11 protein-coding genes are annotated in these 16454 nt (G+C 70.7%); 5 read left to right on the top strand and 6 right to left on the bottom strand.

Translation table 11 applies throughout. The features are described from left to right. Positions 1-34 precede the first annotated feature (34 nt). The gene (gene ftsX, locus ACFYO0_RS37525; RefSeq protein ID WP_388685355.1) at positions 35-952 is read right to left on the bottom strand and encodes a permease-like cell division protein FtsX; all 918 of its coding nucleotides are present in this window, start codon (positions 950-952) and stop codon (positions 35-37) included. 45 nt (positions 953-997) lie between these two features. Further along, positions 998-1687: a cell division ATP-binding protein FtsE gene (gene ftsE, locus ACFYO0_RS37520; RefSeq protein ID WP_328771202.1), complete on the bottom strand. Its 690-nt coding sequence runs from the start codon at positions 1685-1687 to the stop codon at positions 998-1000. A 259-nt stretch (positions 1688-1946) separates the two neighbouring features. Between ftsE and ACFYO0_RS37515 the strand changes: the two genes are divergently transcribed. Next, entirely contained in the window at positions 1947-2138 is a 192-nt protein-coding gene (locus ACFYO0_RS37515) for a hypothetical protein (RefSeq protein ID WP_033328281.1), read from the top strand. Positions 2139-2274: 136 nt separating this feature from the next. On the opposite strand, the gene ACFYO0_RS37510 is transcribed toward ACFYO0_RS37515, so the two are convergent. The 4 genes from ACFYO0_RS37510 to ACFYO0_RS37495 form a co-directional block, all read right to left on the bottom strand. After that, positions 2275-2928 carry a hypothetical protein gene (locus ACFYO0_RS37510; protein WP_388685351.1) on the bottom strand — a complete coding sequence of 218 codons (654 nt, stop codon included), beginning with the start codon at positions 2926-2928 and terminating at the stop codon, positions 2275-2277. A 304-nt stretch (positions 2929-3232) separates the two neighbouring features. Beyond that, positions 3233-4339: a peptide chain release factor 2 gene (prfB, locus tag ACFYO0_RS37505; protein WP_388685348.1), complete on the bottom strand. Its 1107-nt coding sequence runs from the start codon at positions 4337-4339 to the stop codon at positions 3233-3235. Between the two features lie 259 nt (positions 4340-4598). Then, positions 4599-5831, bottom strand: a complete 1233-nt coding sequence (locus ACFYO0_RS37500) for a serine/threonine-protein kinase (RefSeq protein WP_388685346.1) — start codon at positions 5829-5831, stop codon at positions 4599-4601. A gap of 265 nt (positions 5832-6096) precedes the next feature. Next, positions 6097-7776, bottom strand: coding sequence for a serine/threonine-protein kinase (locus ACFYO0_RS37495; RefSeq protein ID WP_388685343.1), 1680 nt, complete (start codon positions 7774-7776; stop codon positions 6097-6099). A 410-nt stretch (positions 7777-8186) separates the two neighbouring features. On the opposite strand from ACFYO0_RS37495, the gene ACFYO0_RS37490 reads away from it, so the two are divergent. From ACFYO0_RS37490 to ACFYO0_RS37475, 4 genes are all read left to right on the top strand, one after another. Continuing rightward, a complete protein-coding gene (locus ACFYO0_RS37490; RefSeq protein WP_388685340.1) occupies positions 8187-12479 on the top strand; it encodes an FHA domain-containing protein in 4293 nt (1430 codons plus the stop codon). A 261-nt stretch (positions 12480-12740) separates the two neighbouring features. After that, complete coding sequence (locus ACFYO0_RS37485) at positions 12741-14129, top strand: ABC transporter substrate-binding protein (protein ID WP_388685338.1); 1389 nt, start codon at positions 12741-12743, stop codon at positions 14127-14129. 9 nt (positions 14130-14138) lie between these two features. Further along, positions 14139-15491 carry a carbohydrate ABC transporter permease gene (locus tag ACFYO0_RS37480; protein WP_388685336.1) on the top strand — a complete coding sequence of 451 codons (1353 nt, stop codon included), beginning with the start codon at positions 14139-14141 and terminating at the stop codon, positions 15489-15491. Between the two features lie 107 nt (positions 15492-15598). Next, positions 15599-16402: a carbohydrate ABC transporter permease gene (locus tag ACFYO0_RS37475; RefSeq protein ID WP_388685626.1), complete on the top strand. Its 804-nt coding sequence runs from the start codon at positions 15599-15601 to the stop codon at positions 16400-16402. Positions 16403-16454: the final 52 nt, after the last annotated feature.

Below are 16454 nucleotides of genomic sequence, written 5' to 3'. Positions count from 1 at the left end.
GCCTCGTTGGCAGTACGGCCCCCATTGGCATGCGTCACACCTTCAGGTACTTGCGCAACGCGAAGAACGCGGCCAGCGCCGGCATCAGCAGACTTGTGGCGAGGATGAGCGGCAGATACTTCAACACCGCGTCCCAGCCGATGAAGTTGATCAGAGTCAGCTTCTCCGACAGGGCGAGTCCGTGATCGATGATGAAGTATCTGGCGACCACCAGGAACCCGCACGCGACCGTTCCGCCGATGAGTCCGGCGACGGCGGCCTCCATGATGAACGGCGCCTGGATGTAGAAGCCGGAAGCGCCCACGAGACGCATGATGCCGGTCTCCCTGCGGCGGCTGAACGCCGAGACGCGCACCGTGTTGACGATCAGCATCAGCGCGACGACGAGCATCATCGCCATCAGCGCGCGGGCCGCCCAGTTCATGCCGTTGAGCAGCTCGAAGAGGTTGTCCAGGATGCCCTTCTGGTCCTGCACGGACTGCACCCCGTCACGGCCGTCGAAGGCGGTGGCGATGACCTGGTACTTCTCCGGGTCCGTCAGCTTGACGCGGAAGGACTCCTGCATCTGGTCCGGGGTGAGCGAGCTGGCCAGCGGGGAGTCGCCGAACTGCTCCTTGTAGTGTTTGTACGCCTGGTCCGACGACTCGTGTGCGACGGTGTCGACGACGGACATCTTCTCGAGGTCGGTCTCGATCTGCTTCTTCTGTTCGGTGGTGACCGCTCCCCTGGCGCAGTTGGGGTCGGACTCCGCGTCGCTCTTGTTGCAGAGGAAGATCGAGACGTTGACCTTGTCGTACCAGTAGCCCTTCATCGTGCTGACCTGATCGCTCATCAGGAGCGAGCCGCCGAACAGGGCGAGGGAGAGGGCTACGGAGACGATGACCGCGAAGGTCATCGTCAGATTGCGGCGGAGACCGACGCCGATCTCCGACAGGACGAACTGGGCGCGCATGGCGTCTACTCAGGCCTTTCCATGGACAGCTGCGGGCGGGGGCGGTCAGTGCTGGTAGCCGTAGACGCCGCGTGCCTGGTCGCGGACGAGGCGGCCCTGCTCCAGCTCGATGACGCGCTTGCGCATCTGGTCCACGATGTTCTGGTCGTGGGTCGCCATCAGGACGGTGGTGCCCGTCCGGTTGATGCGGTCGAGCAGCTTCATGATGCCGACGGAGGTCTGCGGGTCGAGGTTTCCGGTCGGCTCGTCGGCGATGAGCAGCTTCGGCCGGTTGACGAAGGCGCGCGCGATGGCGACACGCTGCTGCTCTCCACCGGAGAGTTCGCCCGGCATCCGGTCCTCCTTGCCGCCGAGCCCGACGAGGTCGAGCACCTGGGGCACGGACTTGCGGATCTCGCCGCGGGACTTGCCGATGACCTCCTGCGCGAACGCGACGTTCTCGCCGACCGTCTTGTTCGGCAGCAGCCGGAAGTCCTGGAACACCGTCCCCAACTGGCGGCGCATGTGCGGCACTTTCCAGTTGGACAGGCGCGCGAGGTCCTTGCCCAGGACGTGGACCTGGCCGTGGCTGACGCGCTCCTCGCGCAGGATCAGCCGCAGGAAGGTGGACTTTCCGGAGCCGGAGGAGCCCACCAGGAACACGAACTCGCCGCGCTCGACCTCCAGGGAGACATCCCTGAGTGCGGGGCGGGTCTGCTTTGGGTAGACCTTGGAGACGTTGTCGAATCGGATCACGGATGCACCACGAGTCAGCGGGGGTAGGTGAGCGTGACCATACGCGAACCCGGTGGGCGGGCGCAGTCGCCGGTCGGGGTTGCGCGAGGGTTGCACGTTTTGTCGCACATGGGAAGGGCTCGAATGCGCCAGGACCGCGAAGGATAAGGGGACGCGAGCCTAAATCCGGGGAACCTGGCACAGTGGAGGGGGAACGTTCTCGTTCCTGAGAGCGTTGAGAGCGTTGTCTACGTGGAACCGGTGCAAGGAGGGCGAGCGCATGACGTACGACCGGTTGGTGTGCGCGAACTGTGCCGCGCCCGTGAATGAAGGCCGCTGCCCCGTCTGCCGTGCGAACAGGGAGCGACTGCAGCAGGAGAGCCCGTTCGCGGGCCTGAACCCCATGGCGCTGATCGCGCTGCTGGCCGTGCTGATCGCGGCCGTGGCCCTGCTGGCGCACCAGACCGCGTAGCGAGCGGCGAGGCATTTCGCACAGCAAGCCCAGCAAGAGGCGTTACGTGTACGACGAGAAGGGCCCGGAGTCCTGGACTGGACTCCGGGCCCTTCTCGCGTTCGTACGCCTACGGCAGGTCAGCCTCTGACATGCGTCAGGCGGCGGCGCCGCGGCCGTTCATGAGGCGGGGCAGCAGACGGAAGCCGATACCGCCGGCGATCATCGTGGCCGCACCGACCAGCAGGAAGGTGGTCTCGGCGGCGCCGGTCTCGGCGAGCTCACCGCCACCGCCGGTGCCCTGGGCGGAGGTGTCCGAGGCACCCGTACCCGTACCCGTACCGCTGCCGGTTTCGGTCAGGCTCTCCTTGCCCTCACTCTGCTCGACGGGCTGCGAGCCGCCGTCGGGGTCGGTGTCGTTGCCGCCACCGCCGTTGCCACCGCCGTTGCCGTTACCGTTACCCGGGTTGGTCGGGTCCTCGGTGGGCTCGTCCGTGGGCGGCTCGTCCGTCGGAGGCTCGTCCGTGGGCGGCTCGTCCGTGGGCGGCTCGTCGGTCGGAGGCTCGTCGGTCGGCGGCTCGTCGGTGGGCGGCTCGTCGGTCGGGATCTCCGTAGGCGGGTCGGACGGGTCCTCGACACCGAGGCCGACACCAACACCGTTCTCGTCGGCGCTGGCACCGACGCTCAGACCGCCCACCTCGACGCCGACGTCAAGGGCCGAAGCGGCACCCGCGGCGGTCAGCGAAGCACCGGCGGCGATCACCGCACCGGCGGCCACCCGCGCGACACGGATCCGCGTCTTCTTGGTCATCTGCCTGCTACCCCCAGATAGCTCATCGTGAATGGAGCAGCGCCTGGGGCGACGACATCAGGGACGCTCTCGAAGCCCCCCGGTTCACATGCGCCCCAGAGATACGCATGCCGCGCGTCAGCCTTCCTGTTCTTCAAAGCATCGTCAAGGTCGTTGCGACCGTGATGTCCAGATCAAGGTCATATGACGGCCGATACTCAATGTGAGTGTGACGTAAAACCCAGACATTGGACTGCAGAAAGGGCAACTGCCGCCCATAAGACGGCAGTTGCCCTGTCGACAAAACGACGTCTACGAAAGTCGCTTACTTCGCCTGCTGCTTGCGCCAGCGAATTCCGGCCTCCAGAAAGCCATCGATCTCGCCATTGAACACGGCCTCCGGGTTGCCCACCTCGTACTCCGTGCGCAGATCCTTGACCATCTGGTACGGATGCAGGACGTACGAACGCATCTGGTTGCCCCAGGAGTTGCCGCCATCGCCCTTGAGGGCGTCCATCTTGGCCTGCTCCTCCTGCCGGCGCCGCTCCAGCAGCTTCGCCTGCAGTACGTTCATGGCGGTCGCCTTGTTCTGGATCTGCGACCGCTCGTTCTGACAGGAGACGACGATTCCCGTGGGGAGGTGGGTCAACCGCACCGCGGAGTCAGTGGTGTTGACGCCCTGGCCGCCGGGACCGGACGAGCGGTACACATCCACCCGCAGCTCGGACTCGTCGATCTCTATGTGGTCGGTCTTCTCGACGACGGGCAGCACTTCCACGCCCGCGAACGAGGTCTGCCGGCGCCCCTGGTTGTCGAACGGCGAGATCCTGACGAGCCGGTGCGTGCCCTGCTCCACCGACAGCGTCCCGTAGGCGTACGGCACCTGGACGGCGAAGGTGGTCGACTTGATGCCGGCCTCTTCCGCGTACGAGGTTTCGTAGACCTCGGTCTTGTAGCCCTGCTGTTCGGCCCAGCGCAGGTACATGCGCTGGAGCTTCTCGGCGAAGTCGGCGGCGTCGACGCCGCCGGCTTCCGCGCGGATGTTGACGAGCGCCTCGCGGGAGTCGTACTCCCCCGACAGCAGCGTCCGGACCTCCATCTCGTCCAAGGCCTTCCTGACCGCGGTGAGCTCCGTCTCGGCCTCGGCGCGGGTGTCCGGGTCGTCCTCCTCCTCGGCCATCTCGAAGAGCACGCCCAGATCGTCGATCCGGCTGCGCAGGGCTTCCGCCTTGCGGACCTCCGCCTGGAGGTGGCTCAGCTTGCTGGTGATCTTCTGCGCCGCTTCCGGGTCGTCCCACAGGGACGGCGCTGCCGCCTGCTCCTCGAGCACGGCGATATCTGCCCTCAGCGTGTCGAGGTCCAGGACGGCCTCGATCGACTCCATGGTCGCAGAGAGGGATTTGAGCTCTTCGGATACATCGACAACTGCCACACCCCCAGCGTAACGGCTCCGCCAAGTGGCTCCGCCGGATGAGCGGGGCGCCTGTGGTGGTGGGGGGCGGTCGGTTTTGCGGCCGCGGGCGGGTGGAGGCCGGCGTGCAGGCGCTCTTTTCCCCAGCCCCGTCCCTTACCGAAAACTGAGGGCTGCGGCCCCTGCCCCCTTCGCAGGTCGTGTGTCGGCTACGGGTTGTCTTGGGTTGCTCGCGCAGTTCCCCGCGCCCCTGACGGGGCACCCCGCCGGGGGGCGACGGTTACGGCGTAGCCGGAGCAGACGCCCCCGGACCCTGCGGCTTCGCGTCCGCGTTGTCGCCCGTCGTGGCGAGCCACGTGCCGATGCCGACCGCTGCCGCGAGGGCGACGGCCACCGCGCTGAGCGTGAGGCGTCGGCGCCGGGCCGCGGCACGGTTGCGGGCGGAGCCGGGCCGCGGGGCACCGGCGGCGCGGGGCGCGCGGGCGGTGCCCCTGGCGCCGCCCGCCAGCTCGTCCGGCCCCGGCACGCGCATGCTCGTATGCGTGTCACGGTTCGAGTCCGGCGCGGCGCGCCCCGGCACCAGCGGCACAGCACCCCGCCGCACCCGCTCGACGTCGCGCGGAGCCTCCGGCTCCGCAGGAGCCGCGTCGGACTCCGGCTCCGGCTCGTCCACATCCAGCGGCGGCATCCCCGCCAGTTCGGGCAGCTGCTCCCGCAGCCGCGCCCCCAGCTCGGACGCCCGCAGCCTCGACGCCGGCGCCTTCGCCAGACACTGCACGAGCAGCTGCCACAACTCGTCGGGAATCCCGGGAAGCGGGACCACCGTCTCCGTGACATGCCGCCGAAGCACCGCTCCGGGGTGACCGCCGCCGAACGGCGTGAACCCGGCGAGCAGCTCGTACAGCACGGTCGCCAGCGCGTAGATGTCGACGGCCGCCCGAGGGGGCAGCCCCTCGATGATCTCGGGCGCCAGATAGTCCGGCGTACCGATGATCTTCGTCGCCCGGGTCCGCCGCGGCGAGTCGATGAGCTTGGCCACACCGAAGTCCGTCAGGAGCGCCGGATGCGAGCCGCCGGGCCCGAGTGGTCCCTGCATGTCGAGCAGTACGTTCTCCGGCTTGACGTCCCGGTGGACGACACCGGCCGCGTGCGCGGCAGCGAGCCCGTCCGCGACGTCCGCGACGATCGCGACCGCGGCCTCGGGAGCCAGCCGCCGCTCGCGGTCGAGACGGGTACGCAGATCCGTCCCTCGTACGAGATCCATGACGAGCGCGAGGTCGTTGCCGTCGACCACCAGGTCACGCACGGAGACGACATGCGGATGATCGAGCCCGAGCAGCGCCGTCCGCTCCTGAACGAAGCGACCCACGAGCTCCTGGTCGGAGGCGAGGTCCTCACGCAACAGCTTGATGGCGACGGGCCCCTCCGGCCCCTCGCCCAGCCACACCGTCCCGGCGCTGCCCCGCCCCAGAATCTGGTGCGCGGTGTACCGGCTTCCGATCTTCCGTGCCAAGACTGCTCCTACGGACGCGTGTTGTCGCTAAAGCTACGCGCCCGCAGACCCAACCTTCACTCCGGAGACAGAAATCACCCGCCAGGTGTCGACAAATCCCCAGAACCGCACCGCGGTTCTGGGGATTCGGAGGAGAGCCGAGGAGGCCAGTACAGGCATGAAGGTGCCCAACGGGCCCGAATAGTCCCGGACAGGCTCAAACGGATCTCAAGTGATCTAACGGCACAGGGAAGAGACAAGGAGGGACGAAGAGAGGTAGACGGGCCTACTGGCCGGAACCAGAACCCGATCCCGAGTTCAGTTCCCCCACCCAGTCCGTCGCCGTCTGGAACCAGTCCGTGAGCTGCTCCCAGTACCCCTTGGTCGTCCCGATCCAGTCCTGGAGCGGGCTCAGTTCCCAGATCAGCCACCCCGCCACAACGAGAATGATGATCGTGAACAGGCACCCCTTGAGGCACCCGAGCCCAGGGATCTTCATCGGGTTGGCGCTGCGCTGGCGCGGCTCACGCGGCGGCCGGGGCTCGCGAGGCGGCCGCGCCGCCGGCTGCTGCGGCGGAGGCGGCGCGGGAGCGTATCGCTGCGGCTGTTGCTGGGGCTGGCGCTGAGGCGCGTACTGCTGCGGCTGGCCCTGGGGCGGATAGCCCTGCTGCGGTCGCTGCTGGGGCCGCTGTCGCGGCTGCTGCTGCGGGCGTGCGACCTGTCGCTGAGGACGTCGCCTGAGCGGGTCCTCGCCGGGGTCGAGATACGACTGGACCTGCGTCTGCTCGTTGCGGTCGCGGGCCGCACGCAGTTGGTTCTGCCAGGGGTGCGGGTCTTCCGGGCCGCCGGAGGGCGGCTGGTTCGGCGGCACCGGCGGCATCACCGAGGTGGGGTCGGAGGCGCCGCGGTGGGGCAGTACGGAGGTGGGGTCGGCGTCACCGGTGCCGGTGTGCGGCAGGACGCTGGTCGCGCCGTTCGGGTCGTAGGAGCCGGCGCCGTGCTGCAGCACCTGCGTGGGGTCGGCGGCCCAGGATTCGCCCGGCACGGTGGCGGGTGCCGGATCCGGGGCGAGCAGCGCGGCCACGCCCTCGGCGGCGGCGATCTGCGCGGAGGTCGCGTGCACGCCGACGCCCTCGGCGACCGTGCGCAGGCCGCGGGCGAGGTTCTCGGCGCTGGGCCGTTCGTCCGGGTTCTTGCGCAGGCAGCGCTCGATGACCGTCCACAGGGGGTCGGGGATCGTGGAGGGGCGGCGCGGTTCGGCGTTCAGGTGTTGGTGGAGCACCTCGAGTGACGAACCGCCGGAGAACGGCGGACGGCCGGTGACCAGCTCGTACAGCATGATTCCGGCGCCGTAGACGTCGACCGCGGAGGTCTGCGGGCGGCCCTCGGCGGACTCGGGGGCGACGTACGCGGGTGTGCCGACGAACTCGTGGGTGCGGGTCAGGCCGGGCGAGTCGGCGAGCCGGGCGATGCCGAAGTCGGTCAGCAGCGGGTGCATCTGGCCGCCGTCCTGCTTGAGCAGGACGTTCGCCGGCTTCAGGTCGCGGTGGACTACGCCGTCGGCGTGGCTGGAGGCGAGCGCGTCGGCGACCTGGGCGGTGAGGAGGGCGGCGGCCATGGGGCTGAAGGGGCCGTTCTCACGCAGGTAGCGGTGCAGGTCGGGACCTTCGACCAGATCCATGACGAGGGCGAGGAGGTCGCCTTCGACGACGAGATCGCGCACCCGGACGATGTTCGGGTGGGTGAGGCGGAGCAGAACAGAGCGCTCCCGCAGGAACCGCATCACGACATCCGCGTCGTTGGCGAGTTCCTCCTTGAGGACCTTGATCGCCACGGTCTCGCCGGGCTGGCCAGGAACGGCCGCCTCGGCTCCCGCGGTCTCCCTCTGGCGGGCTCGCCAGACGGTGCCTGTGGCGCCGCGTCCAAGCGGCTCCTCAAGGAGGTACTTGCTCCCTACCGGCCGCACGTCATGCGCTCCCTGCTGCTTGCTTGGCTGGTCCGTCACCCTTGCTGCGGGTGTTCCGACCCACTGTAGTGCCGCCGAACTGGCACCGGGTTGTCGTCATCCTGTGGATGCCGTCCTGTGGATTTACGTGGGGCGATCCCTTCCGTTTCAGGCAAAGACGCTCACTCCTGGGTGGTTGGTTGCCGGATCTTGGCGTGATCGATCTCAATGGCGCATTGGTCAGGCACTTTTGCGCACAGAGCCGACCAATCAAGATCACTTGTACGTGGGATGCGGGCGCGTTGTCAGTGGCAGGTGCGAGGATGCTTCCCGTACTGGCCGACGTGCCCGAGTGTGGTGGGGGGAGCTGCGGTGGGGATCGCAGCGCAGCCTCGTCGCGGGCGCCCGCGCAGAAGGGACCGCTGACGGCGATGCAGATCCGGCTGACCGTCGTAGACCCGCTGGGGACGCGTCCCGAGGGGCGTGCCGCGTCCTGCGACGTGCTGGTGACGGCGCCCGCCGGGACCGCGCTCGCCGTGGTGGCCTCCGGCCTTGCCTCGGCGGTCGGGGGCGAGGGTCCCGGTGTGCTGTACGCGGGAGCGGAGCGGCTGGACGCGCAGCGCTGCACGCTCGGTGAGCCGCCGCTGATCGATGGCGCCGTGCTGTGCCTGGGCGCCCCGGCGGAGCCCGGCCCCGAGGTCGACGCGGCCGAAGCCCGGCTCCATGTCGTGGCCGGTCCGGACGCGGGCGGCGTCCATCTGCTGCACGGCGGCCGTATCGACATCGGCCGCTCCGCCGACGCGGACGTGCCCCTGGACGACCCGGACGTCTCCCGCCTGCACTGCGCCGTCACGGTCGCGGCGGACGGGCGGGTGTCGGTCGCGGATCTCGGCTCCACCAACGGCACGACGCTGGACGGCGCGCGCGTGGGCGAGCGCCCGGCGCGCTTGGCGCCGGGGGCGCTGCTGCGGGTGGGCGAGTCGGCGTTGCGGCTGGTCCGGGCGGGGGATGCGGAGGCGGTACGGGAGACGGTGCCGGACGGGGAGGGGCATGTACGGGTGCTGGGGGCGCCCGAGGAGCCGCCGCCGCTGCCCGCGCCCGCCGGAACCGTGCCGCACGCACGCGTGGGGGACGATTCCGCCGCCCATTCCGCCGTCTTGGAGGCGAGCGACACCCACCATGGCTTCGGTACGGCGGGGTGGGGAGCCGCGGAGGGCACTTCCTCCGAGGCGCAGGAGCACGGCTCCGTGGAACCGCCGGTCGTGCCCGGACAGGGCGGGGCACGCGAGGTCGAGAGCACCGGGAGGGCAGAGAGCACCCGGAAGGACACGCCGACGAGGGGTACGACGGTGCCGCGCGAGGCGCGTAAACGCGGCGGGCTCTCGGCGTGGGCCCGGCGACTGGCGGGCGGCCGGGGCGAACCGTCTCCGACGTCGGCGTACGACAGGTCCGAAGAGGACGCAGCGGACGCAGCGGACGCAGCACCGTCCCCCGAGCCCGTGACAGAGGGGGCCCGGGAGCCGGAGCGGTGGCCCGACCTTGCAGCGTTGCTCCTGGCCGCGCTCGGGCCGGGGCCCCGGCTTTGGGAGCGCGGCCCCGAGCACCCCGAGACGCTCGCGGTGCGGCTCGGTACGGCGGACCGGAGCGCGCCGGACGGTTCCGGGCTACTGCCCGCGGTGCCGGTGACCACCGGATTGCGTGAGGTCGGGGCGCTGGGCGTCGCGGGGCCGCGGCCCCGCCTCTCCGGGCTCGCGCGCGCGGTGGTGGCGCAGCTCGTCGCGCTGCACTCCCCCGACTCGCTGGAGATCGTCCTGCTCAGCGCGGACCGCTCGCGCCCTCTGGAGGAGCGCATCGCCGAGTGGTCCTGGCTCGGCTGGCTCCCCCACGTCCGCCCCGCCCACGGCCAGGACTGCCGTCTGCTCCTGGCCTACGACCGTGAACAGACCACATCCCGTACGGAGGAACTGCTCCGCCGCCTGGAGGACCACACGGCGGACACGGCCCGCAGGACGGGGCTCCGTCCGTCGTACGCGGCCACCGCGGCTGCCCACGGGGCCCAGGCCCACATCGCCGCCGCCCCGGACACGACCGGTGCGATCCCGGGGACTCGCCGGGCGGGCGACGGCGACGCGCGGGGCGGGTACGGCAGCTCCAGAACATCCGCCGACGGCGTCCACACCGTCCGCCCGGGGTCGACCGCGGACGGCACCCGCCCGGACCACCCGACGGGCAACCACGCCGGTGGCGAGCGCGGCTACGACGACGCCACCACCGGCCGCCCCGGAGCAGCGGCCGCAAGCACCCACGCAGATCACCAGTCGAACGAGCCGGCCGGCGCCAGTCGCGGCGCCGACGCGAGCGACCCCACCGACCCGTCCACCGGCGGCGCCCGCCCGGTTCACCCATCGGGCAACCGCGCCAGTGGCGAGCGCGGCTCGGGCAACGGCACGGGACCCGGCCCCAGGGCGACCGCCGACGTGGCCCACCCGGATCACCGGCCGGACGCCCGAAGCGGTGCTGGGCGCGACGACGCGGGCCACCGCCCCCGTCCATCCGCCGAAGGCGCCCGCCCGGGAGACCGGTCGGACGACCACGGCTCCGCCCCCGGCTACGGCGGCGGAGTCACCGATCGCACCTCCAACCCGGCCCAGCGCGCCGGCGGCGAGCGCAGCCACGACTACGACGACACCCTGAGCCACCGCCCCGGACCGTCCGCCGAAGGCGCCCAGCCGGGACACCGTTCGGGCAACCACGGCAGCGCTGCCCCAGGGACGTCCTCCGACCGGACCACCGCCCCGACCCGACGCGACGGTGACGGGCCCCACCCCGTCGATGCCGCAGGCCACCACTCCACGCCGACCACCGTCAGCGCCCACCGGGGACACCCACCAACCGACCCGACGGCCCCCGGCGGCCCCGGCTCCAGCGCCGCGCCCGCCGACGAGGACTCCGCCCCCGGCTCCAGGCCCCCCACGCGCGACCGCGACGCCACCCATCTGGGAATCCCGCTCGGCGGCGGCCAAGTCGACGGCACTCCCCGAGGCCGTGGCCGCGACCGCCGCCCCTCCTGGGCCCAGACCGACGACGCCGGCGACGGCGCCTGGCCCGGCCCGTACACCGTGGTCGTCGTGGACGGTGACCCCGGGCCCGCTGCCGTGCGGGAAGCCGTATCGCGGCTGGCGGTTGAGGGACCGCGGGTCGGGATTCATGTCGTGTGCCTTGCCGAGACGGCGGCCGCGTCGCCCGCCTCGCCGGTGACGGAGACGTACGAGGCGGCATGTGCGGCTTCTTCGGTGTTCCGGGACTGTGGAGCCGTCGCCCTGCTCAGCGGGGACGTGGCCACGGCGCTGCGGCTGATGCGGGTCGCACCGGGCGCCCTCGCCGACGCCACGCGTACCCAGGCCGCGGAGCTCCCCCGCGGACCCGTCGGCCATGGCACCGTGGCCTCCGTCGACGCGGTGTCCATGGCCTGGGCCGAACGGTTCGCACGGGCGCTGGCCCCGTTGCGTACGGACGCTGTCCCTGGTGAGCGGCACGCGCGCGTGTCCGCGCCGTTGCCCCAAGCGGCGCGGCTGCTCGACGAGTTGGGGCTGGCCCGGGCCACCCCGGCGTCCCTGATGGCCCGCTGGGCTGACGCGGCCGACGACACGGAAGCGCTCGGCGGGCGCGCGGTCGCCGTGCTCGGCGCCGGGCCACGCGGGCCGGCGAGCGTGGACCTCGCCCAGGAGGGCCCGCATCTGCTGATCGAGGGGCCCTCGGGCAGCGGGCGTACGGAGCTGCTGCGCTCCGTCGCCGCGTCGCTCGCCGCCGCGGAGCGGCCCGACCGGCTGGGCATCGTGCTCATTGACGGGTGGGACAGCACCGGCGGCGGCACCGCTGCGCACGGTGGCGGTCTGCGGGTCTGCACCGATCTGCCCCATGTCACCACCTATCTCGCGGCCCACGACCCGGTCCGTATGCGGGAGTTCGCGCAATCCCTGACCGCCGAGCTGAAGCGACGGGCCGAGCTCCTCGGCCGCCTCGACTTCACCGAGTGGCACGGACGGCGGCAGCTCCAGGGCCGCATCGTGGGCCAGCGCTCGGCGAACGGGTCCACCACCGCACCCCCCGGAGCCACCCCCGGAGCCGCGGACCTGGACGCACCCCCCAGCTCCACCCTCCGCCTGCGCCCCGCCGCCGAGCGGCAGCGGGCGGCGGCGGACGCAGGTCCCCCGCTCCCCCGGCTGGCCGTGATCGTCGACGATTTCGACGCGCTCCTGTCCCCCGCACTGGGCTCGCCGGGGCGCCCGGCGGCGGGATCCGTCGTACGGGCCCTGGAAGCCGTCGCACGAAGCGGTCACCGGCTCGGCGTGCATCTGGTGGCGGCCACCGCGGGCGGTCCCCGTACCGCCGAGACGGAGCTGGCCCGGCAGGCCGCCCTGCGCATCGCCCTCGAAGCCCCCTCGGCCGGCCCGGAGGACCCCGCCCCCGGCCGCGGACGCCTCACCGGTCCCCGCGGCCGGTCAACCCCCTTCCAGGGGGGCCGCGTCACGGGCCGCATCCCCCGCACGTCAACCCTGCGCCCCACCGTCGTCCCCCTCGAGTGGGACCGAATGGGCGACCCGCCCGCCCGTCGCCCCATACGCGAGTTGGGCAATGGCCCGACCGACCTGGCCCTCCTCGCCAGCGCGTTGGAGAGAGCCGCCCGCTCCGTGTCCGCCACGGAGGTTCCCTCACTGCTGTGAAGGCGCGTTGAAGCCGCCCCGAAGCCGCCATTCCGCACAGCATTCTGTACAGCCCTCAACCACCCGGCGACTCCTTACGCCCGCACACGACTCCACACAAGACTCCATTCGACTCCATCCACATGAGCGCACGTCACGACGCGGTTACGATCACGCACTTGACACCGCAGGCGCTCTTGCCGCCGCCAAGCGGGCAGGCGTACACCGGGAGCGCACGGGAACAGGCAGCGCTCGGACGTTCGACGGAGAACGGGGCAAGTCATGCGCAGCACTCTTCGTACACGCAGGCCGAACAGGAAAGGCGGGGCCGCGAAGGCCGCAGCCGCCGTCGTCGCGGGGGCGATGGCACTCACGCTCACCGCGTGCGGCGGCGACGACGACAAAGGCAGCGAGGGAAGCGCCGGCGGCGACACGGACAACGCGGCCACCGTGAAGCTCCCCAAGCTCGACGGTCAGAAACTCGAGGTCGCGGCCGTCTGGACCGGCCCCGAGCAGGACAACTTCACCAAGGTGCTGGACGAGTTCGAGAAGCGCACCGGCGCCGAGGTCAGCTACGTACCGACCGGCAACAACACCTCCACCTTCCTGGGCACGAAGATCCAGGGCGGCAAGCCGCCGAACGTGGCGTTCCTGCCGCAAGTCGGCGTGCTCCACCAGTTCGCCGAGAAGGGCTGGGTCAAGCCCCTCGGCCCCGAGGGGCAGGCGCAGCTCGACAAGAACTTCTCGGCGGGCTGGAGGGACCTGGGCGCGTACGAGGGCAAGCAGTACGGCGTCTATGCGAAGGCCGCCAACAAGTCACTGGTCTGGTACAACACCGCCGCGTACGAGGCCGCCGGGATCACCGAGGAGCCGAAGACCTGGGACGAGTTCGTCCAGACGGCGCAGACCCTGTCGGACGCGGGTTCACCCGCGGTCTCCATAGCCGGGCAGGACGGCTGGACCCTCACCGACTGGTTCGAGAACGTCTATCTCTCGCAGGCCGGACCGGAGAAGTACGACCAGCTCGCCCAGCACAAGATCAAGTGGACGGATCCTTCCGTGAAGGAGGCCCTGACCACACTCGCCGAGCTGTGGGGCAAGGACGAGCTGATCGCGGGCGGGAAGGCCACCGCGCTGCGCACGGAGTTCCCCAAGTCCGTGATCAACACCTTCTCCGGTGACACCCCGGCCGGCATGGTCTTCGAGGCCGACTTCGTCGCCGCGAACATCAACGCGGACACGAAGGCGAAGATCGGCACGGACGCCAAGGTCTTCCCGTTCCCGGCGGTCGGCGACGAGTCGCCGGTCGTCAGCGGTGGTGACATGGCCGTGGCCCTGAAGGACGACAAGGCATCCCAAGCCCTGCTGACCTTCCTCGCGTCGACGGACGCGGCCGAGATCTGGGCGGCCCAGGGCGGCTTCATCTCTCCCAACAAGGAGATGGACCTGGAGACTTACAAGGACGACGTGGCCCGGGACATCGCCAAGGCGCTGCTCGCCGCGGGCGACGACTTCCGCTTCGACATGTCCGACCAGGCTCCCGCCGCCTTCGGTGGCACCCAGGGTCAGGGCGAGTGGAAGGGCCTGCAGGACTTCCTGAAGAACCCCTCGGACGTCGAGGGCGCGCAGCAGGCGCTCGAGGCCTCCGCCGCCAAGGCGTACAAGGGCTGACGGCAGTCCATGTCGTCCCAGGCGGCGGTGGCGGGGGGCCCGGCAGGTCCGGTGCCCCCCGCCGGAAAACGTAAGAGCGTGATGGGTACCCGGCCGTGGGTGGCAGGTCTGTTCCTGCTGCCCGCGCTGGTGCTGCTCGGCGCGCTCGTGGTCTACCCGATCGGGTACTCGGTCTGGCGCAGTCTGTACGACGCGGACGGTTCGGGCTTCGTCGGCCTGCAGAACTACGCCGACATCTTCACGGACGACGCCACGTTCACCGCGGTCAAGAACACCGCGATCTGGGTCGCGGTGGCCCCCGCCCTGGTCACCGGCCTGGGTCTGATCTTCGCCGTGCTGACCGAACGGGTGCGCTGGGCAACGGCGTTCAAGCTCGTCATCTTCATGCCGATGGCGATCTCCATGCTCGCCGCCGGCATCATCTTCCGGCTCGTCTACGAGGCGGACCCCGACCAGGGCGTCGCAAACGCCGTCGTGGTGGGGGTGCACGACGCCTTCGCCGAGTCGTCCGTCTACCCGAAGGCGCGCCCCTCGACCGAGAGTGATCTCAAGGCGTCGGGAGGCGGCGCCTTCACCTCCGAGGGCACGGTGAGCGCGGGCTCCCCGGCACTGCTCCCTCTGGTCGGCATCGCCCCGAACAAGCTGCCCGGCGACCCGCAGGACGCCAAGCTCGCCGAGGCCTCGGGCGACGGGGTGTCCGGCACGGTCTGGCTGGACTTCCGGCTGGGTGGCGGCGGCGAGAAGGGCGCCGTCGACGCACGCGAGAAGGGCCTCGCGGGCATCAAGGTCGAGGCGGTCAAGGACGGCGACGTCGTGGCGTCCGCGAAGGCGGCCGACGACGGTACGTTCACGCTGCCCGCGGAGGCGGACGGCGCCCAACTCCGGCTCCCCGCCTCGAACTTCGCGGCGCCCTACAACGGTATCGACTGGCTCGGCCCGAGCCTGGTCACACCGGCCGTCATCGGCGCGTACGCCTGGATGTGGGCCGGTTTCGCGATGGTGCTCATCGCGGCGGGCCTCGCCGGAGTGGACCGCAACCTCCTGGAGGCGGCCAGGGTCGACGGGGCCAACGAGTGGCAGGTGTTCCGCAGGGTCACGGTTCCCCTGCTCGCCCCGGTCCTCGTCGTCGTGCTGATCACGTTGATGATCAACGTGATGAAGATCTTCGACCTCATCTTCATCATTGCCCCGCAGCCCACCCAGGACGAGGCCAACGTGCTGGCCCTCCAGCTCTACAACGCGGCGTTCAGCGGTAGCGGCGACCTCGGCCTCGGCAGCGCGATCGGCATCGTCCTCCTGCTCCTCGTCCTACCGGTGATGATCGTCAACATCCGCCGACTGCGAAGGGAGCGCCGACGGTGACCGCACCCTCCGTACCACTGAAAGAACCCCTGGTGACCACAGAGGCGTCCGGTCCGCCGTCGCGCTCGCTGGTCTCCCGGCTCGCGAGCGGCGCGGCCGGCGGCGTGATGCGGGTCGTGCTGATCCTGATCGCGCTGCTCTGGGTGACACCGACGGTCGGGCTGCTCGCCTCGTCGTTCCGTGACCCGACCGACATCGCCGCCTCCGGCTGGTGGGACGTCTTCAGCAAACCGTCCCAGCTCACCACCGAGAGCTACTCGACCCTGCTCGGCAAGGAGGAGATCACCGACTCCCTGCTCAACACGATCTGGATCACCGTTCCGGCCACCGCCCTGGTGATCGTCATCGGGGCCATGGCCGGATACGCCTTCGCCTGGATGGACTTCAAGGGCCGCGACTGGTGGTTCCTGGCCGTCGTGGCGCTGCTCGTGGTGCCGGTGCAGGTCGCGCTGATCCCGCTGTCCGCTCTCTTCGGCGACCTCGGGATCTACGGCAGCGTCATCGGCGTCGTCCTCTTCCACGTGGGTTTCGGCCTGCCGTTCGCGATCTTCCTGCTGCGGAACTTCTTCGCGGAGATCCCCCGTGAGCTCCTGGAGGCCGCACGGCTCGACGGCGCGGGTGAGACCCGGCTGTTCACCACCGTGATCCTGCCGCTCGGCGCACCCGCCATCGCGTCGCTCGGCATCTTCCAGTTCCTGTGGGTGTGGAACGACATGCTCGTGGCGCTGGTCTTCTCGGACTCCGGCTCGCGACCGCTGACGGTCGCACTGACCGAGCAGACCCGGCAGTTCTCCGGCAACATCGAGACGCTCGCGCCCGGCGCCTTCATCTCGATGGTCATCCCGCTGGCTGTGTTCTTCGCGTTCCAGCGGCAGTTCGTGTCCGGTGTGATGGCGGGCGCGGTGAAGTAGCGCTTCAGAGTGATCTGTTGAGGGGTGGCCGGTACCGGCCACCCCTCAACTC

The sequence above is a fragment of the Streptomyces sp. NPDC006365 genome (genome assembly GCF_042870755.1).
Lineage (GTDB): Bacteria > Actinomycetota > Actinomycetes > Streptomycetales > Streptomycetaceae > Streptomyces > Streptomyces xiangluensis.
This window is presented reverse-complemented; position numbering and strand designations above follow the sequence as displayed.